This window comes from Pedobacter sp. KACC 23697 (assembly GCF_045348445.1).
Classification (GTDB): Bacteria; Bacteroidota; Bacteroidia; order Sphingobacteriales; family Sphingobacteriaceae; genus Pedobacter.
This window is the reverse complement of sequence record NZ_CP157485.1, coordinates 1,877,244-1,897,701: the sequence shown is the minus strand read 5'-3', so window position 1 is coordinate 1,897,701 and position 20,458 is coordinate 1,877,244. Positions and strand designations below refer to the sequence as shown.

The window sequence follows — 20,458 nt, the reverse complement described above, 5'->3', positions numbered from 1 at the left end:
GAACGATATTAACTATATCTAACTCTTTTACCTGTTACACCACTCAATATTTAGTATTAAATCTACTTTAATATATTTTAATTAATACTTTTATAATCCTGATTTAACAGATTACCAAAAAAAATTTAGGATCTTTATGTTATACTAAAACCATTTATTATGAAAAAGATCATTTCAATTTGCATGCTTGTATTATGTGTTGTATCCTTAACAACATATGCCACACCAGAAATACCAAAACCAGTTAGCAGCAACAAAGCTAAAGTAACTACTTACAATATTCGTTTGGGTTACAGAAATCTTGATGGCAGTGTAACCACTTCAGTATCTACAGAATCACCAGGCTTTACCATTTACAATCAGGAAAGCGGTGATGATTATTTTGTTGAAAATGGACCATCATCTTTCGGAACATTTTTACCTTATCAGTTACCTGGTATAATTAACGGTTTACCTGCAGGGACCTATGAGTTTAGCGCAGAAAGAGGTCAGGGAAACTGGACGGGTTATGGATCTATTACCGTAACCTTATCTCCGGAAATGATAGGTGCTGATGGTTACGTAACGATTTATGTTCCTATCGCCTGGGAGGAATAATTTTTTCTGATTAAAGTAAATAGTCCTGAATAAATTAGGACTATTTACATTCTTTATTTACAGGTACAGTATAATTAAGATACCTGAAGAAATTATCAAAGCCGCTTTGATTATGCAAAAGACCATATATGATCACCTTAAATTGATTATCAAGTACCCCAAAAGCGCCTAATTCATCGTAAAACAGATCTCTGGCTTTTTTAGCATCATTTAAAGGATTATTTCGTTCTTCAGTTTGAACCTTATCATCTTTGAGCAAACGGTGGTAAGGCTGCCTGGGAAACAATAAAGGCGATAACATTAAAGTATCAATAGCCTTGTCAAATCCCCATTCAGCATGACCAAAAAGACGCTGCAAGTAAGCCAGATCATGTGCCATAATATTATGTCCACAAATAAATTCGCACTGCCTGATAAATTGTATAAATTCTTCAGGCTGATTTTTATGAAAGCCCGGCCCATTCGATAAAACACAGCCAATATCAAGCAATTGTATGCCTGTGGCATTTAGCTCTATATCAAAAAAGGCTATATTGTTCATCTTCAGTTCAAAATCTGATACATTCCCCTAAAATAGCTAAAGTATTGAAATTTAATACTACTTTAATAGTTATTACACATTTATAGTATTGATAAAATAAAAGCTACATTCTACTGATCTAAATATTGCAATTGGGATAACAAAACAATTTATAATCCTTACTTGTACTAAAAACATGTACGACCATTACAGTTTCGAAGAAGCTACTGCTTACCAGATTGAACTCGCCAAACAGTTAAAGTTTCAGCCGCTCCATAAAATGGAGACCATTGCAGGCGCTGACATCTCTTTTAATAAGGACAGTTCAACCATGTATGCCGGAATTGTAATGCTCACTTATCCGGGTATGGTCCTGAAATCTTTCGCTTTAGCAACTTATGAAACTAATTTTCCCTATAAGCCAGGTTTTTTAGGTTTTAAAGAAGTACCTGCGTTATTAAAAGTTTGGGAATTGATTGGGCATAAACCTGATGTTGTGGTACTGGATGGCAACGGAATTTTGCACCCGAGACGAATGGGTGTAGCTTCGCATTTTGGAATTTTGGCCAACCAAGCCACCATTGGTTGTGCCAAAAGCCTGTTATATGGAGAAAATCATGTACCGGAAAACAAGAAGTTAAGTACTTCAGCAATCAATAGTCATGGCGAAACCCTTGGTTTTGCTTTACGCACAAAAATCAATTGTGCGCCTGTTTTCGTATCTGCCGGTCACTTAATTACAGCTGACCAAAGTTTGGCGATTTTAAAAAACTGCGTGGGGAATTATCGCATTCCTGAACCAACCCGAATGGCGCACAACGTGGTAAATGACTTTAGAACCGGTAAACTGAAAGCTGGTTTTCATGAGGTATCAGCACCGCTGACTTTGTTTTGATTCAATCCGCTATGCTGAACTTATTCAGCATTTTCTGCAATAAAGACCCTGAAATAAATCCGATCAATATCGAATCAGGTTGACGACACTATCAACCTAAACCCAATTAATCCCTTTTTTAAGCAACTGCAAAGTTTTGTATTCTTCTGAATCTATGGCTGGCTGCACATTATAACCCCAGTTGGCCTGTGGTGGCAAACTCATTAAAATAGATTCAATCCGGCCATTGGTTTCCAGTCCGAATTTGGTTCCTGAATCGTATACCAGATTAAATTCTACATAACGGCTACGGCGCTGGTATTGCCAGTCTTTCTGTGCTTCGGTAAATTCTTTATCCCGGTTACGGTCAATTAATTCCGTGTAAATCGGTAAAAATGTTTCGCCAATATTGATAGAGAAATCTAAAATCTGCTCCCAAGATAAACTGGTGTTTTCCGGTTTTAAACGATCGTAAAAAATACCGCCAATACCACGGGTTTCTTCACGGTGTTTAATAAAGAAATAATCATCAGCGTGTGTTTTAAACTTAGGATAAAATTCAGCACTGAAATCATCGCAAGCCTGCTTTAACTTATGGTGAAAGAAACGGGCATCATTTTCGAAAACATAATGCGGCGTCAAATCGATACCGCCACCAAACCAACGCGTTTCCTCATTGAGTTCAAAGTAACGGATGTTCATATGAATAATTGGTACCAAAGGGTGATTCGGATGGATTACAATGGAAACGCCGGTAGCAAAAAAATCATCTTCTGTAACATTAAAGGCTTTTTTTACCGCTTCAGGCAGCTTACCATGTACAGCAGAAAAATTTACGCCTCCTTTTTCGATAATTGCACCATTTTGCATAATCCGGGTACGTCCACCTCCCCCACCATTTCTTTCCCAGCGCTCTTCTTCAAATTTCCCTTTGCCATCGGCAATTTCCAGTCCCCTGCAAATTTCATCCTGTATTTGCTTATACCTTTCTGCTACTTCTTCTTTGAACATGATGCTTTTTCTATTTCCATACAAATCTAAAGCTATTCAAGCAGCTATATTGATTTATGTTTAGATAGTACATTTTGTTGACATTGTTTTAGTCCGGAGTCCTATGGCTAATGTTCTAAGTAATTGAGGTCTTTATTAAAGCTTTCTTTTAAATAAGCAATAGAGATTATGGCAATTACGGTTACTATCCCCATCACGATAAAACCTGCCGAAACGATGTTGTAACGATGCACAAAAAATTCGAAAACAAAAGTGATCGGAATTAAAGCACCACGCACAAAGTTAGGTGCTGTTGTGGTAACAGTAGACCGGATGTTTGTACCAAACTGTTCAGCAGCGATGGTTACAAATGTAGCCCAATAGCCGACTGCAAAGCCCATAAACAGGCAGATCAGAATAAAATTACTTTCGGTTAAACCGGTACTGTTTAAATAAACAAGCACGGTAATTACGGATAAACATTGAAAAATAAGCACCGTTTTCTTACGCGATCTTAGAATCTGTGCCAAAACCCCACACACCACATCGCCGATGGCTATACCGAAATAAGTATACATAATGCCAGTACCCGCATTCAGGGCCTCTTTGGCGCCCAATGCTTTACCTATTTCTGGCGATTGGGTAACTAAAATGCCGACAATAAACCACAGCGGAAGGCCCAGGCAGATGCAGGCCAGGTATTTTAAAAATCTTTTACGATTGGAAAAAAGCATAAAGAAGTTCCCTTTCGAAACTGCTTTATCCTGCTCAGCATGTTTAAACATACCCGATTCGAATGTGCCTACACGCAACAGCAATAGAAGTAAGCCCATGCCACCACCTACAAAATAAGAAGTTTGCCAGGTAAAATGTTTGCCAATTGTAGCGGCAGCAGCTGCTCCCAGTAAACCTATGCCGGCAACCACCATGGTACCATAACCACGTTTTTCTTTATCCATGGTTTCGGTAACAAGGGTAATTCCAGCGCCCAACTCGCCCGCCAAACCAATGCCGGCTATAAACCTGATCATGGCATAGGTATGCACATCAGTAGCAAAACCATTGGCTATATTCGCCAGCGAATACATTAAAATTGAACCGAATAATACTTTAATCCTGCCAAATTTATCGCCGATAATGCCCCAGAGTAAGCCTCCAAGCAACAAACCGAACATCTGCATATTGATCACGTACTCACCTTCGGTACGCATATGCGCTGCAGAAACACCGATATCGGTAAAACTTTTTACCCGTACTACAGAAAACAAAACAAGATCGTAAATATCCACGAAATAGCCCAGAGCAGCTACAATTACTAAGAAAATTACATTACGGCTGTTGGTTTTTGTTTGATGCTCCATTTAATTATTTGGTTTAGACGCTGAAAGTACGCAATAACGCAAATATTTAAAATAGATTTCTAAAAATAAAAGCCACCCTGCATCAGGGTGGCTTTTAAGATCCTACATAGTAGGATTCTTTTTTGTTGTGTCAGGTGGCATTTTTGTGGTCGTGTCTGGCATTTTTTTAGATGTTGTATCCATTGGTGCCGTAGTAGTCGAATCCATCTTGGTACTGTCTGAAGAACCAGCCATGTTTTTTGACGAATTGCATGCTGATGTGGCTATCATAAGAGAGCCTGCAAAAGCAAGACTTAAGATTATTTTTTTCATAGTTTTTAATGTTATCTATCATCCAAACAACCTGATATCCATTTGGTTTTATTTTTTCGCTGAAAAGTATATTTTTAATGAATAATTACTGATTATTAAGTGCTTACAGGACATCGAAACATCATTTAGAACAAGATTGTACCTCGCCAAAAATGCTGAAAGTATAATTTTAGCTTATGATTTTGTTAAAAATCAGTTAACGCTATAAAATGGGATATTGTAGTAATTTATGAGGTTTCGTTCTTGTGATCTTAATCAGGAATATTTCCAGATTACAGAAATATGACTAAAACAACATCTGCAAAACTTTAAAAGATGATAAAACTTTCTGATATTAGTAAATATGATTATTTCTCAAAACACCCTTAAATGGGTAATGCGTTTTTATCCACCCCTATTTTTTCAACGCATTTGGGTTCAGAGATTTGAAAATGAATTTAGAAGCTGTACGGTTAAACTGAGCAAGAGTTTTCTGAATAAAAATTACAACGGCTCTATTTTTGGAGGTACTATTTATGCGGCTACTGATCCATTTTACGCGCTCCTATTTGATCAGTTGATGCAGCGCCGGGGATTTAAAGTCCGTGTTTGGTTAAAAAGTGCTTCCATACAATATCTGAAACCTGGCCGTTCTACCTTATACTTTACCATAGCGGTAACAGATGATATGCTTAAAGAAGCTGAACATGCCTTAAAAACAATCGGAAAGTTTGTAAAGGCCTATCCCATGGAGATCACCAACAAGCATGGCGAACTGTGTGCAACCGTCATGAATGAAGTATATATCCGAAACCTGCATCAGGGCGAAACACCCAGGGTTGCTTACTAATTTTTAGCTTATGCGGAGTATTAAGAGTTTAATTTTGCAGGGTGAAGGTGTGATGCTCGATTTTAAGAAAACCATTACAAGTACCGAGAAAATAGCCAAAAGTTTGGTCGCTTTCGCCAATAATAAAGGTGGTAAATTATTAATTGGGGTGGCAGATGATGGATCTATCAGAGGGGTAAAATCAGAAGAAGAAGAGAAATATATGATTTTAACGGCTGCTCACCAGTTCTGTAAACCGGCTATCGAACCTTATTTCGAGGAAATTTACGTGGATGATAAACTGGTTTTAGTCGTTGAAATACCGGAAAGTGATACTAAACCTCACTACGCACTTGATCAGCAAAAAAAATGGTGGGCCTATATCCGCATTGATGATAAAAGCGTTTTAGCCAGCCGGATTATTCTGGAAGTGCTGAAACAGGAAGATAAAAACAATGGTGTGCTTATCTCCTATTCCGAGAACGAAAAGAAACTGCTGGAATACCTGGAGCAGAATGAAAAAATAACACTGAAAGAGTTTAGCAAGTTGTTGCGAAGTTCGTACCGCAAGGCCCAAAAAGTATTGGTTAATTTAATTTTAACTAATGTAATTAAATCGCATACTACCGAAAAGGAAGAGTATTTTACAGCCGTGAGGTAGTTAGTTACGGTTATAATTTGATTTAATTAGGTGAATAATCATTCCCGCGCAGGCAGGAATCTTAATCTTTAGGCTTATCGCATTAAGATTCCCAATCGAGTTGAGAATGACGATTCCTCTCGCTAAGTATTCCGACTGAGCACAATCCAGAAAATTCGGAAGAAAAATCTATCTCTCTACATTTCTCCATTCACAGTGCTTCATTCGGAAGGTCGACCATTAAACACTAACTTTTCTACATTCCTATTTTATGATGTTTAAAAAACCGATCTTTGCCAACCTATGTTTTCTAAAATTTACACCCAATATAAACCCTATTATAAAGAAAATCTTCATTTGGCGCTACCAATTGTTGGTTCGCAGGTGGGCCATACTTTGGTACACATGGCCGATAGTATTATTGTGGGTCATTTTACCGATACCATTCAATTGGCTGCTGTTTCGTTGGTGAATAGTATATTTATGCTGATCCTCGTGATCGGGCTGGGTATTTCTTATGGATTAACCCCATTGATTGCACAGGAAAACGGCCGTCAGAAATATGATGAATGCGGAAAGCTTTTATCAAACAGTTTAATAATTAATATCTGTATCGGCGGATTGTTATACATTCTGGTGCAACTGGGGATATTTTTTGTTATCGATCACCTGGAGCAAACACCAGAGGTAGTACGCTACGCAAAACCTTATCTCAATCTTTTATCTGTTTCGATTATCCCTTTACTGATATTCCAGACGTTTAAACAATTTGCAGAAGGTTTAGGCTTTACTAAACAAGCCATGTTTGTTTCTATCTGGGGAAATGCCCTTAATATTATTTTAGGCATCATCTTCGTGAAAGGTATGTTCGGCATCAAATCTATGGGTGTTAGCGGTGTAGGTTTAAGTACTTTGATAGACAGGATTTTGATGGCCACTGTAATGTGCTTTTATGTTTTGCGATCAAAGCATTTTAAAAAATACCTGACCAGTTTTAAAGCCTCATTCTTTGATAAAATGAGGGCCATTAAGATTGCTAAAATCGGCATGCCCGTAGCCATGCAATATTCTTTTGAAATCAGTGCTTTTAGTGGTGCAGCGGTATTAATCGGTACCATTGGAGCAATTGAACAGGCCGCACATCAAATTGCCATCAGTCTGGCTGCCATGACATATATGATTGCCAGTGGTGTGGCATCGGCAGCAACCATAAAAACCGGAAATAACTTTGGAAAAAATAACTTTGCCGATCTACGCAAATCAGCCATTGCCAGCTATCATGTAATATTGCTGTTTATGTCGTGTACTGCGGTTATTTTCGTACTGGCTAATAACATTATGCCTTTTATCTATACCGAAGATGCAACGGTAATTCCAATTGCCGCACAACTGTTAATTATTGCAGGATTTTTTCAACTTTTTGATGGTACACAGGTGGTTGGACTAGGTGTTTTACGTGGCATAGGTGATGTTAACATACCAACCTTAATTACCTTTTTAGCCTATTGGATAGTTGGAATCCCCATTGGTTATGTATTGGGCTTTTATTTTAACTTAGGTGTTAATGGAATCTGGTATGGATTAACATTAGGCTTATTAACGGCCTCTATCCTGTTATTTTTAAGATTTCAAAACAAAACGAAAAGGTTAGCGGCTACATAGCGTAGTATATTCTGCTATAATCTTCATTGCAAGATAGCTCCTTTAGCCGACGAGGCAATCTTTATCGTATGGAATTACCTGCAGGTAAGATTGCTTCGTCGTTCCTCCTCGCAATGACGACGTTTTTTCAGAATAACAAAAATTATTTACCGCCAACATTCACCACAACACCTATAGTAAAAATAGAATTACCTGCTGACATATATTTACGGCTCTTTAAGCCGATATTACTGCTTGTGGTGTACTGAAGCTGAAAAGTTTTGCTCAGCGCCATACGTGTAAAGAAAACCGGTTCAAAGAAAATGTTATCTTCTTTGGGTTGCACTACACCATTTAAAAAGAAACGGTCCATTTTAACATGGCTGATTCTTAAAGCAGTACCGTAGTTAATGGGAAAATCGGTTCCGAACAAATGCAAATTATTTCTCTTTTTCGAGCTGTAGTTTACCTGTAAGAATGTTTTTCTGTAATCTACTTCCTGCAATTCAGAACTGACGAGGATATCGTTTTTATAATCACGGAAAGTGATATCGCTCCAACCCTTTCCTACGCCTGCATAAATTTCGATAATCCGGTTATCATCCGGACCAAAAGTATCAAAATAACCTCCTCCGATTTCAATCAGTTTATGTCCGAAATCTTTGCTTTTTCTTTCGCTGTTCATTCTCGAACCGCTAAACAGTACACCAATATGATCAGAAACAGCATAAGCACCGTTAACACTGGCATTGCCTTTTAAAGAGATATGAGCGCCGCCACTAAATTCACCCTGTCTACTTAACATAGGGGTATTTGGAACGTTTGGCATATAAACTGAAGAACAACTGACTGCAAAAAGCGCTAAAACCGGGAGTGTAAAACGTAAGTATTTAATCATAGGTGTTATATAAACAGATTTTGGAGGTAAAAATTGTGCTAAAGTTCCATTTTCATGAAATCCATCACCCTTTTGAACTCATCATGCAAACCAGCTTTCAGGTGGATTCTTTCTTTTGTAATGGGATGAACAAATCCTAATTCAGAAGCATGGAGCAACATGGTTGTCATGTCCCATTGTTCTTTAAAAAATTTGTTTTGTTTATTACAGCCATGTGTCCTGTCGCCAATAATCGGATGTAAAATATGGCTAAAGTGCCTTCTTAATTGGTGCATTCGCCCGGTTTTGGGTGTGGCTTCAACCAGCGAATACCTGGAGGTTGGATGTTTTCCAAAAGCCACTGCTACCTCTGCTCTCTGAAGCGTACTAAAGGAGGTGAAAGCTTCTTGCATGGTTCCGTTTTCCTTAGCTAAGGGATAATCAATATCCATGGCATCAGGTGTAAAGCCACGGAGAATAGCCAAATATTTTTTATTTGTCTCACTATTCATAAATTGCTGATGCATAGCAATTTCAGACTCCTTATCAAAAGCAAATAATAATATACCGCTTGTTTTCCTGTCTAACCGATGTACCGGGCTCACGTGCTTACCCACCTGATCTCTTAGCAACTGAAGGGCGAATTCCGTTGCATCTCTTGCGATGGAAGACTGATGCACCAGTAATCCATGAGGTTTATTAATGGCAATTAAATTTTCGTCCTGATAAATAATCTCCAACATATTAGCCGCGAAGATAATGATATTATGGTTTTGCCAAAGGGCTTATCCAAATAAATCAAAAGCGAGACGGTAGGTATTGCAATGCGCATCCACAATTTCCTTAATATCTGCTGAGTAGCCTCCGCCCATACTGATCTGCAGGGGCAGTTTTTTGTCTTTACAGGCCTGTAACACTATTCTATCACGTTCCTTGCATGCCGTTTTGCTTAATGCCAGTTTGCCCAATTTATCGGTGGTAAGTACATCTACACCAGAAAGGTAAAATACAAAATCAGGCCTGGCCCTTTCGAAAGCTTTCTTCAGATTTATCTTTAATGCAGACAGATATTCATCATCCTGTACACCATCATTTAAAGGGACATCAAGGCTTGAAACTTCTTTTTTAAAGGGGAAATTTTTATCGCCATGCATAGAAAAAGTGAATACTCTTTGCTCGTGTTGAAAAATTTCAGCAGTGCCATTTCCCTGGTGAACATCTAAATCGATAATTAAGATGCGATTAACTAAGTTTTTACTTAACAAATAGTTAGCAGCAATAGCCTGATCGTTTAATAAACAAAAACCTTCACCCCAGTTGCTACCTGCATGATGCGTGCCGCCTGCAACATTAAAAGCAATGCCATTCCCTATGGCAAAATGAGCCGCATCAATTGTGCCCTGCGTAATGATCAGTTCACGTTCCACAAGCTGGGCATTTAGTGGGAAACCAATCCTTCTCTGCTCTTTAGCGGGAAGTGTTAAATCCCTCAGCTGTTCCCAATATGCTTTTTTGTGAGAAAGGAGAATGATATCCTCCGAAACGCGCTCCGGACTAAATAAATTCTGTGGCACTATCGTTCCTTCATGTAAAAGCTGCTCGGGTATCAATTCATATTTTAGCATCGGAAAACGGTGTCCTTCAGGTAAAGGATGCGCGTAGAGCGGATGCCAGGCAATTTTGATCATTAGCCTAAAATTTCTCCTACATGTTTTTCAATATTGGTACAGATCTGATCCACAGGAAGGTCATTTGCATCGTAACCAAACGGATTTTCTATTTCTTCAGCTACCAACTCCAAACTCGCTAATACATAGAGGATAAAGGGAACAATCGGAACTACAAAATAACCTAAACTGAACACCCATCCAAAAGGTAAGGTAATTACATAAATAAAGATAAATTTTTTAATGAAAGCGCTGTATGAAAATGGAATCGGTGTATTTTTAATTCTTTCGCACGCGCCGCATATATCGGTAAATTGATTAAAATCAGCAGATAGTACAATGAATTGCTCCTGTGAGACGGAGCCCTTTTCCAGTAAATCATAAAACCTGTTTATTAAACTACCTGCAATCTGGTTTGGAATATGTTTGCCTTCTTCCACTTCAATCAGGATACTGTTTTTACCAAAATATAGTTTTTCACGCAGATGTTCCTTTAAACCAAAAGCATATTGAGGTATACCATATTCAAAAAAACGCACATCCTCATCTGAAAGTTTAAGCGACTTGATCTTCATGGCCAGGTTACGGCTCACGTTAGTTAATGACCCGAGCAACTTTCTGCCTTCCCACCACCTGTCGTACGCTGTATTTGTCCTAAAAACCAATAATAAGGATAACACGAAACCCAACAAACTGTGCATCATACCTACATTTGTTACGTAGCTGCTCTTGGAAAGCTGAAAGAAATTCAGTTCGGCATATGCCACCAAACCCGAAAAAACGGCCACTCCCAGCATTAATGGCCATAGTTTGATAAAAGTGTCGCTTTTGTGGATATGAAAAATGAATGTACTCCAGTCTTTGGGATTGTAATTGATCATTTATTGAATTTTATATTGATAAAGTGTTTTTCCTTTATGACCGTAAAACCGTTTTACTTACTTTTAAAAGCGCCTGGCCAGCCAGATAAACATCTTCAAAAGAGTTATATAATGGTACAGCACTCAGGCGGATTACATCAGGTTCTCGCCAGTCGCCAAGGATGTGGTTGGCCACTAAACCATCAAAGATCTGCTTACCGTTACGCTGTGCAATGATGGATAACTGTGCGCCTCTATCTTTCGATAACTGAGGCGTAATAATGTTATATTGCTTCACTCCTAAATCCTTATTTACTTCATTTACAATGAATTCTAAATAAGATGTTAAAGCGATACTTTTATTTCTCAATGGCGCTATAAACCCCGCCCGTTCAAAAATCAGAAGTGAAGCCTGGTACAATGCCATGGGCATTACCTGTGTGCAGCTGACCTGCCAGCCGTCCGCTCCGGCTTCTGGAATAAAGCCTTTTTCCATTTTAAAACGCTTACTTTCCTGGTAGCCCCACCATCCTGCAAAACGGTTTAACTGGTTATTGCTGAAATGTTTTTCATGAACAAAGATCCCGCTTATTCCTCCCGGACCTGAATTTTGGTACTTATATGAGCACCAGCAGGCAAAGTCAACCTCCCAATCATGAAGTTTTACAGGAACATTACCAGCGGCATGTGCCAGATCCCAGCCCACTATTGCACCGATTTCATGCCCCGCCCTGGTAATGGTTTCCATATCGTACCATTGTCCGGTGTAATAATTTATTCCGCCAAATAGAACCAAGGCGATTTCATCTGCATTTTCGTTGATTTTAGCCAAAATGTCTTCTGTATGGAGTATTTCTTCTCCTTCCTTCGGAAAAACTTCTATAATGGCTTCTTTTGGGTCGAAACCATGAAACCTTACCTGGCTTTCTATCGCATATTGATCGGACGGAAATGCACCACCTTCCATTATGATTTTGAAGCGTTTGCCTTTGGGCTGATAAAAGCTAACCATTAATAAATGAAGGTTTACTGTTAAGGTATTCATCGGACAAACCTCAGAAGGTAATGCGCCAACAATCGGAGCCATTAAATTTTTAAGTACTTTATGGTAGTACATCCAGGGTTCGTTTCCGTCGAACCAACCCTCCACGGCATAGTTAGCCCAGTTGTTAAGCTGACCTTGCAAGACTTTGCCAGCAACTTTAGGTTGAAGACCTAATGAATTGCCGCACAAATAAATAAAATCCTTTCCGTTATGGCTTGGAAATAAAAACTCAGCCCTGAATTGACGGAGCTGATCAGCCTCATCCTGTTGTTGAGCAAATGATAGTGTATTTTCAAAATTCATCAGGCCAATATTACAAAAAAAAGCAGGTATTGTTTCCAATCCTGCTTTTCAATTCTTTTCAATTTATTAGAATTTCATCGTATCATGCTTGCCCAGATCAGGCGTATCACCAGTAACAACTGCTTTTAATATGCTGAATAACACCACAATCTTTGAAGCCGATGAATCCCAGTATTCAGCTTCTTCAGGTGTAACTTTTATCAGAATTAATCTCGGATCTTCAACGCCATCAGGAAACCAGGCTTTTATAAAAGGCGAAAAATAAGCCTCTTTGCGTACTTTATCATCAACCAGCTCTGCCTTGCCTTTAACTGTCAAATACGTATTTTTAGACGGATCGCTGTAAGCTAACAGCACATTGTTTTCTTTTGAAATTTCTTTTGATTTCAGGGAATACTCATTGGTATAAAACCACAAACTGCCATCGTCTTCAATTTTTGCAGTTCCCATGGGCCTGCTTCCAAATTCATCACCTGAAGAAAATGTGGTAAACATACAGGTTCTTACACTTTCTGCCATTTCTTTTAAGATGGCTATATTTTTCTCGTTTTTCATGTTTTTGATTATTTATAGAGAAAAACAGCAAGCTCCCCAAAAGGTTTCTATAAATTAAACCTTATTTGGTTTACTCACATATTTATTGCCCTTAACAAAAAACCGCCAAGGCAATAATGCGTGCTCTTTAGCGTAAGCAATCCCTACGCGTGGGGTAGCAGCAATATCTTCTTCAGAATATCGGATGCCATGATCCTCGATCCAGATCTCATCATCAGAAAGATTTTTTGTATTGAAGGTTTGATCTATTCCTAATGCCTTTGCTGCTGAACCAGGTCCTGCAGAAACAGCACCCTTTGTATAAGGCATATTTCTCCGTTGTTCAATAATCTCTATTCCAGTGTGCGGTTCTATCCCCCTGATCAAAACAGCATGCGGATCGTCTTTAACCGAGGTAACTACATTAAAAAGATGATGCATGCCGTAACAGAGATACACATAAGCAATGCCGCCTGCACCGTACATGGTTTCGGTACGATTGGTACGGCGACCGCCATAAGCATGAGAGGCCTTATCTTTTATGCCAAAATAGGCTTCAGTTTCTACAATAATCCCCGCCGTAATTTCATTATCAATTTTCGTATATAAAACCTTACCGAGCAGATCTTTCGCAAGACCTACAACATCATTATTCTGGTAATATCCGGGTTTTAATTTCAATATGTTATTTAAATTATCTGTTTAACAAAATATCAATAACCCTCTCTAAATAAGACTGATCTGTTTCATCAAAATTGCTCAATACATCACTATCTACATCAAGTACGCCAATCACCTCATCATTGATAATTAACGGCAGAACGATTTCGGATTTTGAAGCTGATGCACAGGCAATGTGACCAGGAAATTCATCCACATCTGGTACGATGATGGTTTTGGCCTTTAGCCATGAAGTACCACAAACACCTTTTCCTTTTTTAATTCTTGTACAAGCCACCGGCCCCTGAAAAGGACCTAGTACGAGCTCATCCTGTTTTACCAAATAAAAGCCAACCCAAAACCAGCCAAACTGCTCTTTAAGTGCCGCGGTTATATTGGCCATGTTAGCAACAAAATCTGTTTCGCCATACAATAGCGCTTCAATCTGAGGAATGATGGATCGGTACTGTGCTTCTTTAGAGGCATCTCTGGTAATAATTAAATCTTCTGCCATTTTTAATGTTTATTGAATCAAAGTTAATAATGAAATATGAGATACGGACCAGCCTGATTTTTAATGACAAAAATTTGAATGATAATCTATCCTTAAAATGCTTAGTTTTGGCTTTTTGTTGTGTATTTATGATTGTAGCCTTAACCATTACTAAATTTCGTGGCCTTACTATTCCCTTTGCTTTTATGGGGATGGCAGTCTTAAGGCTTCCCTTATGGTTAAACAGAAATTGTAAGTTTTGGAAATTAATGGGAAGCGGTAAGGATGCCAGGGTTGATTTATCTCCGGATTATAAACATTGGGCGGTTCTCACTACCTGGGATGACCGTAAGGATTATGATCATTTTTATCGTGACTCTCTGGTGATGAAATGGTTTAATTTATTCGGAACAGAAAGTTTTACCATCTTACTAAACCCTTTAAGCAGTCATGGTTTATGGTCAGAAAAACAGCCATTTAAAGTTGATAAAACAAGCAGAATATCAGCAGGAAAAATCGCTGTAATTACGAGGGCAGCGATTAAATTTAACAAACTAAAAGAATTTAGGCAAAATATTAAAAGGGCAGCTGATGCCATGCGTATTGCGCCAGGATTTATCTTATCTGCCGGCATGGGAGAGAATCCTTTTTTTGATCAGGCTACCTTTTCCATATGGGAAGATGCTGAAAGCGTAAAAAACTATGCTTACAAAACTTTTGACCATGCTGATGTGATTAAGCTCACCAGAGCGCGGGAATGGTATAAAGAAGAACTTTTTGCCCGTTTTTCGATTATCGATAGCTGGGGCAAGCTTAACGGCATGTCTGTAAAATTATAAATAAAAATACAATAAATGAGAGTAGTAGCAGAACTTCCACATCCTGAATGTAAGATTACCATTTTTTCAATGAACCAAAAATACATTGTAAAATTTGAACAGGGTACTTTTGAGCAAAGCTATAAGCTTGCAGAACTTGACCTGAGTGGTGGTGGGGTAAATGATGTATTCGAAATTATTGACGAAGAATTTATCCAGACAGTTATTGCACGTTTTAAGGCGATGCGCTCAGACTTTACTGCGGCTTATAACAGGCATCAATATTAAATTTAATTATATTACATACTGATTTAAAGATAGTTATATTTTTAAACAGAATTATATATTGCATTTCAAGCTATTTTCGATATAAGGAATGCGCAATATCTTTAGTTTTTATTAAGTTAATTTGGTGTAAGGTATTGATATTTTGATGATTAAATAAATCAATAAAATATAATTTTGTGGCTGTATTTGCCAAATATATGGGAGGTTGAGATATTTTTTATAAAATATAATCAAATCCTTACAGGGAGAAATCTAAAAGTTTCGGGCAGGCTGTATTTCTTACATCTGATGGCTATCAAAGGAAGATCCGGTGAGCAGGTTCATCAAGTTTAATGCTACTGTCATGCAGATCACATTAGTTGTCAGGCATTTAATAGATTAAGTTCAAAAACCATCTTTTTTTAAAATCAACAGATAAGCTTATATCCCACTCCCCTTAAACTCAAGATCTGAATTTCGGGCTCAGTTTTTAACAGCTTGCGCAGGTGCGCCATAAAAACATCCATGCTACGGCCGTTGTAAAAACTATCTTCACCCCAGATTTTGATCAGCGCTTGCTCCCGTTCCAAGGTGTTGTTGCGGTTTTTCAACAATAATTCGAGCAATATGGTTTCTTTATAAGAAAGTGAATATTCGCCAACTGAAGTTTTTAACCTTTGTGTAAGGGCATCGAGTTCACAATTTCTAAACTGGTATTTCCTAATTACACCTGTTTCATCCTTTTGCGCATGGCCGAATCTGTTTAACAGCGATTCCATTCGAACCAATAGTTCATCAATACTAAATGGCTTTTTCAGGTAATCATTTCCTCCGCTTTTAAAGCCTTTCACCACATCTTCGGTAAGCGCTTTTGCACTTAAAAATATGATCGGAATATTGGGGTCTGATTTTCTAATTTCAGAAGCCAGCGTATAACCATCTTTCTGCGGCATCATAATATCAAGTATACAGATATCGGGTTTGTGTTCCTGAAATTGCGTCCAGGCCAGTTGTCCGTCCAAAGCCAGATTTACCTCATAACCACTACTGTTTAAGCCATCAAAAACGATACGAGCCAAAAAAGGTTCGTCTTCAGCATATAAAACCTTAATTTTCTTCATATAAAGGCAAAATAACCATAAAATTACATCCTTTTCCTGCTTTGCTATATAGTTCAACACGGCCACCGTGCAGTGCTACAACCTGTTTTACATAATGAAGGCCTAAACCTGATCCTTTTACATTATGTATGTTATCTTGATTAAAAATCCTAAAAAATCGCTCAAAAACCTGTTGTTGATACATTTCATTTATCCCCGGGCCATTATCTTTAATACTGATCGTTAATTGATGGTCGGCAATACTACATGATACTTCAATTTTAGCATGCGCAGGAGAATACTTTAATGCATTATCAATCAGGTTATAAAAAACATTCGAAATATGCATGGCATCGCCTTTAATAAATAACGGTTCAGCTGTTGGGAAAAATATTATAGAAGCATTTTTTTCCTTTACCTGCACCCCCATAGCATGAATTACCTGTTGCAGTATTGGTTGAACATCAATCAGGCTGAACTGCAATTTTGTTTCTCCAAGATCCATTTGCTCTTGCTTAAGTACTTTTTCGATCATAGCCTGCAAACGCTGCAGTTCGTGAGTGCTTATATTAATATAATTCTCCAGTTTTTCAGGCTGATCTATTAAATGATATTTTTTAATGGATTCGAGGGCAACTGAAATCGTCGAGATTGGTGTCTGCAGTTCATGTGTCATATTACTGGTAAAGGTCATCTTCGCCTGTGCATAAAGCTGCTGGTTTTTCATCAGCCTGATGAGCAGGTAGAAGGCTACAGCAGTAAGCAAAAGCATTAGAAAAGATGATATCAGGTAGTATCGCATCTGAAAAACAATCAACCAGGTAATGGATGGAATAATGAGTTGATACCTATTTTGAAACTTAAGGTTATAGGTATATTTACCACTTACGAAAGAAGAAGCTGTTTGAGCAGACTGCTGTCCTTTTACCAATCTTCCATCTGAATAGTCGTAAAGTGCATAATTTCTATTGGTATGCCAACCCAATTGATCTAGCCGACGGTTTACCAAACTATCCATTACCTTTAGGTCTCGCTGATCTTGCAATGAAACTTCCCGTTGTGATTTCCCATTGGTGACAGCTGAAGATTTATGATCAAATTTCAGTTTGGCATCATTCAGAAACGACATTTTCATTTCTACTACCGAGCTATCATTGGTAATCCCATAATGGAACTGGCTCCGCAAATTGTCAACCTTTAGTTCATCAAATGCCTGCCTTAGTGCCAACCACTCCTGAGAAAGGAAAAACTGTTGGAAACGGATACTTTTTTCGTGTCCTCTAGCGATGCTCCGGTAGGTTATCTGCCGCGAAGCGTCACTAACTATGGATTCGAGCATTGTAGCAACAGATTTCTTTTGCGCCAGGTACAACTGCCTTATCCATGCACACTGCAGGCAAAGGCTGATGATTAGTGTAATCACTGCCAAAGGAAAAACATATTTAGACCTCAGCCATTTCATCCTTCTAAAATGAACAAATCATTTTATTGATGGAAGTACAAACTGAAGATTTAACCTTATTTAACCGAGCTTAACTTTGCTTTACATGGTTAGCCATTAGTTTTGAAACATGAAAAAGTTAACCTTAATCTTATTCTTCTGCCTGCCATTAATGGTTTTTGCTCAATTACGTGAAGGTTTGGTAACCGATAAAAATGGAGCACCCATAGATGGGGTAAGCATTAGCCTAAGCTATGCAGACTCTACCTTTGCCGTTCAGATTTCAAAAAACGGCCTGTTCAGTTTCCAGCAGCCGTTAAAAGGCGATTATGTTTTAATGTTGAAAGCCGTTGGATATAAGGACGTGAGCAAAACACTAAATCTTCCGATAGATTCTGTCACGATAACGATGATCACCGAAGATAAAACACTTGAACAGGTAACCGTATCGGCTTCAAAACCACTAATTGTTAGAAAAATTGACAGGATAATATTTAATGTTGAAAATAGCATAGTGGCCAGTGGTGCTACGGTTTGGGATGCGCTGGGTAAAGCACCGGGCGTACAAACGCGTTTTGATGGCGGAATAACGGCCAATAATAAAGGCGTGGTCATTTACATGGATGATAAACCCATCAGGTTATCGGGAGAAGACCTGGCATCCTACCTTAGGAGTTTACCCTCAGACAATATTGCCAGAATAGAAATTATGCCCAATCCAACTGCCAGATACGACGCACAGGGTGGTGCAGTAATCCATATTATTTCTAAAAAACCAAAAGGTGACGGCTTTAACGTGATACTTTCTGCCGGCTATATCCAATCAACCTATGGCAGCTATAATCCTAGTATGGTATTCAATTACCGGAAAGACAGGCTGAATGTATATGGCAGTTATGGTTATAGCAGGCGCGAAAAGGATCACACTGAAAGTGAATACATTATTTTCGATTCGCCAGGAAATTATGCCGACTGGAGAAATGAAAAATCGGGAATACGCCTGGGAAATGCCAATAGCTATAAAATTGGTGCCGACTACAATCTTAATCATCAACAAGTGGTCGGTGTTTTGGTAAATGGCTACAATGGCACAAGCAATAGACCAAATAGTACATTAACAAGTATCTTTAACAACTACGCAGCACTTCCAGACTCTATTCTGCAAACCCAAAACATTTCCAATGGACAGGCTAGTCAATATAGTTTCAATCTTAACTATAAAATTAAATTAGATACCAGTGGCCGCAATATCAATGTGGATCTGGATTATGTTCCTTATCAAAATAGGAATAGTCAGCAGGTAGATACTTATGGCTTATCTGGTAATGGCAATCCACTGCCCGGTCAATATCATATTTTTACGCCCGCTAACCAAAAGATTGATATTTACTCCGGAAAAGTGGATTATACGGATAAGTTCTGGAAGAAATGGACATTTGAATCGGGTTTGAAATACAGCAGTATCCGTACGCGCAACAGCTTTGATTTTTATAATAATCCGGCTACAGGTCTGGAACTGGTAAACAGCCGGAGCGATCGGTTTGAATATGCCGAGCATATATCGGCCGTTTATGCCAGCATTACCGGAGATGTTGGCAAGTGGAGTTTTGAAGGTGGATTACGTGGCGAATATACCCGTACAAATGGTAAATCGATCGCATTAAACACCAACAATCAGCATAACTATTTTAAACTCTTTCCTACACTTTTTATGGTGTATAAAGTAGACAAAGATAATGAAATCAACGTTAACTATAATTCGAGGATCAGCAGGCCCGAGTATTGGAGACTAAACCCTTTTAAATCTTACACCAGTCCCTACACTTACCTGGAAGGAAACCCGGCATTGCAACCAGCTTTTATATATAACGGTGAACTCGGCTATACCTACAAACAGCAATATAATATTTCATTTTACCTAAGACGGGTAGTTGATTATTTTAGTAATATTACGGTACAGGATAACACTTCCAAATTCTTTTATGATACCCAAAGAAATCTTGAATTAAGTCAGGAGATCGGTTTTTCAGCCTCTTTTCCAATCAAAGCAGCCAAGTGGTGGGAAATCAGCAATTATGTGCAGGGCTCCTATCGCCAGGAAAGGTCGGGATATTTACAGGCGCGTTACGATTACCGAGTTTGGGGCATTTACCTAAGTTCTAACCATGCTTTTACATTGAATAAAACAAAGGGATTAAAAGCAGAAATCAGCGCATGGTATTCTTCCCCTACCATACAGGGCATTTACAAACTGGCAAAACTTTATGATGTAAGTGCAGGTATGAGCAAAAGTATGTTAAAGGGCAAAGGAACTTTAAGGCTGGCTGTAAACGATATCTTCTACAGTAATACCTATCGCATTGATGTAAATTACGAGAATCAACGCAATGGTTTTTATGAGAAAAGCGATACGCGCAGTGCTACTTTAAGTTTCTCTTACCGGCTAGGAGGAAACCCAACAGCAGCCAGAAAACGGACTTCGGCAAGTGAGGAGGAAAAGAAACGCACGCAATAATGGTAGTTCATTGATCATTAGTTTATTAGGTCCAATTCTAGTACGAATCCTATCGCCTGGGTCAGATTCAATTGAAACATTCTGTGTTGTCTGATGTTTCCGTCTGACACGAAGAAACGCTAACATAAATTATTT

General features: G+C 38.4%; 22 protein-coding genes. 8 read left to right on the top strand and 14 right to left on the bottom strand.

All coding sequences use genetic code 11. The annotated features are described in order from the left end of the window. Window positions 1-159 precede the first annotated feature (159 nt). On the top strand, window positions 160-597 hold the full coding sequence (locus ABEG20_RS07335) for a hypothetical protein (RefSeq protein ID WP_406826725.1): 438 nt from the start codon (window positions 160-162) through the stop codon (window positions 595-597). 40 nt (window positions 598-637) lie between these two features. Here the strand turns inward: ABEG20_RS07335 and ABEG20_RS07330 are convergent, their stop codons facing one another. Next, complete coding sequence (locus tag ABEG20_RS07330) at window positions 638-1,138, bottom strand: hypothetical protein (RefSeq protein ID WP_406826724.1); 501 nt, start codon at window positions 1,136-1,138, stop codon at window positions 638-640. A gap of 175 nt (window positions 1,139-1,313) precedes the next feature. On the opposite strand from ABEG20_RS07330, the gene ABEG20_RS07325 reads away from it, so the two are divergent. Beyond that, window positions 1,314-2,012: an endonuclease V gene (locus ABEG20_RS07325; protein WP_406826723.1), complete on the top strand. Its 699-nt coding sequence runs from the start codon at window positions 1,314-1,316 to the stop codon at window positions 2,010-2,012. Window positions 2,013-2,108: 96 nt separating this feature from the next. On the opposite strand, the gene hemF is transcribed toward ABEG20_RS07325, so the two are convergent. The 3 genes from hemF to ABEG20_RS07310 form a co-directional block, all read right to left on the bottom strand. Further along, entirely contained in the window at window positions 2,109-3,002 is an 894-nt protein-coding gene (gene hemF, locus ABEG20_RS07320; protein ID WP_406826722.1) for an oxygen-dependent coproporphyrinogen oxidase, read from the bottom strand. Between the two features lie 107 nt (window positions 3,003-3,109). Then, entirely contained in the window at window positions 3,110-4,342 is a 1,233-nt protein-coding gene (locus tag ABEG20_RS07315) for an MFS transporter (RefSeq protein WP_406826721.1), read from the bottom strand. Between the two features lie 102 nt (window positions 4,343-4,444). Further along, window positions 4,445-4,654 carry a coproporphyrinogen III oxidase gene (locus tag ABEG20_RS07310; protein WP_406826720.1) on the bottom strand — a complete coding sequence of 70 codons (210 nt, stop codon included), beginning with the start codon at window positions 4,652-4,654 and terminating at the stop codon, window positions 4,445-4,447. A gap of 343 nt (window positions 4,655-4,997) precedes the next feature. Here ABEG20_RS07310 and ABEG20_RS07305 point away from each other — a divergent pair, with 343 nt between their 5' ends. The 3 genes from ABEG20_RS07305 to ABEG20_RS07295 all read left to right on the top strand — a co-directional run bounded on the left by ABEG20_RS07305 (window position 4,998) and on the right by ABEG20_RS07295 (window position 7,764). Further along, window positions 4,998-5,483 carry a DUF4442 domain-containing protein gene (locus ABEG20_RS07305; RefSeq protein ID WP_406826719.1) on the top strand — a complete coding sequence of 162 codons (486 nt, stop codon included), beginning with the start codon at window positions 4,998-5,000 and terminating at the stop codon, window positions 5,481-5,483. Window positions 5,484-5,493: 10 nt separating this feature from the next. Beyond that, the gene (locus ABEG20_RS07300) at window positions 5,494-6,123 is read left to right on the top strand and encodes a helix-turn-helix domain-containing protein (protein ID WP_406826718.1); all 630 of its coding nucleotides are present in this window, start codon (window positions 5,494-5,496) and stop codon (window positions 6,121-6,123) included. A 282-nt stretch (window positions 6,124-6,405) separates the two neighbouring features. Continuing rightward, window positions 6,406-7,764 carry an MATE family efflux transporter gene (locus tag ABEG20_RS07295; RefSeq protein WP_406826717.1) on the top strand — a complete coding sequence of 453 codons (1,359 nt, stop codon included), beginning with the start codon at window positions 6,406-6,408 and terminating at the stop codon, window positions 7,762-7,764. 142 nt (window positions 7,765-7,906) lie between these two features. On the opposite strand, the gene ABEG20_RS07290 is transcribed toward ABEG20_RS07295, so the two are convergent. The 8 genes from ABEG20_RS07290 to ABEG20_RS07255 all read right to left on the bottom strand — a co-directional run bounded on the left by ABEG20_RS07290 (window position 7,907) and on the right by ABEG20_RS07255 (window position 14,203). Continuing rightward, a complete protein-coding gene (locus ABEG20_RS07290) occupies window positions 7,907-8,641 on the bottom strand; it encodes a hypothetical protein (protein ID WP_406826716.1) in 735 nt (244 codons plus the stop codon). A 38-nt stretch (window positions 8,642-8,679) separates the two neighbouring features. Further along, window positions 8,680-9,363: a pseudouridine synthase gene (locus tag ABEG20_RS07285; RefSeq protein WP_406826715.1), complete on the bottom strand. Its 684-nt coding sequence runs from the start codon at window positions 9,361-9,363 to the stop codon at window positions 8,680-8,682. Between the two features lie 42 nt (window positions 9,364-9,405). Next, entirely contained in the window at window positions 9,406-10,308 is a 903-nt protein-coding gene (locus tag ABEG20_RS07280; RefSeq protein WP_406826714.1) for a histone deacetylase, read from the bottom strand. After that, window positions 10,308-11,168, bottom strand: a complete 861-nt coding sequence (locus ABEG20_RS07275; protein WP_406826713.1) for a bestrophin family protein — start codon at window positions 11,166-11,168, stop codon at window positions 10,308-10,310. Before ABEG20_RS07275 ends, ABEG20_RS07280 begins: the two co-directional genes overlap by 1 nt. A 34-nt stretch (window positions 11,169-11,202) precedes the next feature. Then, window positions 11,203-12,495, bottom strand: coding sequence for a kynureninase (gene kynU / locus ABEG20_RS07270; RefSeq protein WP_406826712.1), 1,293 nt, complete (start codon window positions 12,493-12,495; stop codon window positions 11,203-11,205). A gap of 66 nt (window positions 12,496-12,561) precedes the next feature. Beyond that, window positions 12,562-13,050: a pyridoxamine 5'-phosphate oxidase family protein gene (locus ABEG20_RS07265; protein ID WP_406826711.1), complete on the bottom strand. Its 489-nt coding sequence runs from the start codon at window positions 13,048-13,050 to the stop codon at window positions 12,562-12,564. A gap of 54 nt (window positions 13,051-13,104) precedes the next feature. Next, entirely contained in the window at window positions 13,105-13,710 is a 606-nt protein-coding gene (locus ABEG20_RS07260; RefSeq protein ID WP_406826710.1) for a DNA-3-methyladenine glycosylase, read from the bottom strand. 13 nt (window positions 13,711-13,723) lie between these two features. Then, window positions 13,724-14,203, bottom strand: coding sequence for a GAF domain-containing protein (locus tag ABEG20_RS07255; protein WP_406826709.1), 480 nt, complete (start codon window positions 14,201-14,203; stop codon window positions 13,724-13,726). Between the two features lie 107 nt (window positions 14,204-14,310). On the opposite strand from ABEG20_RS07255, the gene ABEG20_RS07250 reads away from it, so the two are divergent. Together ABEG20_RS07250 and ABEG20_RS07245 are read left to right on the top strand one after the other, a co-directional pair. After that, complete coding sequence (locus ABEG20_RS07250) at window positions 14,311-15,021, top strand: DUF3291 domain-containing protein (RefSeq protein WP_406826708.1); 711 nt, start codon at window positions 14,311-14,313, stop codon at window positions 15,019-15,021. Window positions 15,022-15,036: 15 nt separating this feature from the next. After that, window positions 15,037-15,288: a hypothetical protein gene (locus ABEG20_RS07245; protein ID WP_406826707.1), complete on the top strand. Its 252-nt coding sequence runs from the start codon at window positions 15,037-15,039 to the stop codon at window positions 15,286-15,288. Window positions 15,289-15,695: 407 nt separating this feature from the next. Here ABEG20_RS07245 and ABEG20_RS07240 read toward each other — a convergent pair whose 3' ends face one another. Then, entirely contained in the window at window positions 15,696-16,388 is a 693-nt protein-coding gene (locus ABEG20_RS07240; protein ID WP_406826706.1) for a response regulator transcription factor, read from the bottom strand. Beyond that, window positions 16,375-17,829 (bottom strand): sensor histidine kinase, encoded by a 1,455-nt coding sequence (locus tag ABEG20_RS07235; RefSeq protein ID WP_406826705.1) that lies wholly within the window; start codon window positions 17,827-17,829, stop codon window positions 16,375-16,377. Before ABEG20_RS07235 ends, ABEG20_RS07240 begins: the two co-directional genes overlap by 14 nt. A 109-nt stretch (window positions 17,830-17,938) precedes the next feature. Between ABEG20_RS07235 and ABEG20_RS07230 the strand changes: the two genes are divergently transcribed. Then, window positions 17,939-20,323 (top strand): TonB-dependent receptor domain-containing protein, encoded by a 2,385-nt coding sequence (locus tag ABEG20_RS07230; RefSeq protein WP_406826704.1) that lies wholly within the window; start codon window positions 17,939-17,941, stop codon window positions 20,321-20,323. Window positions 20,324-20,458 lie beyond the last annotated feature (135 nt).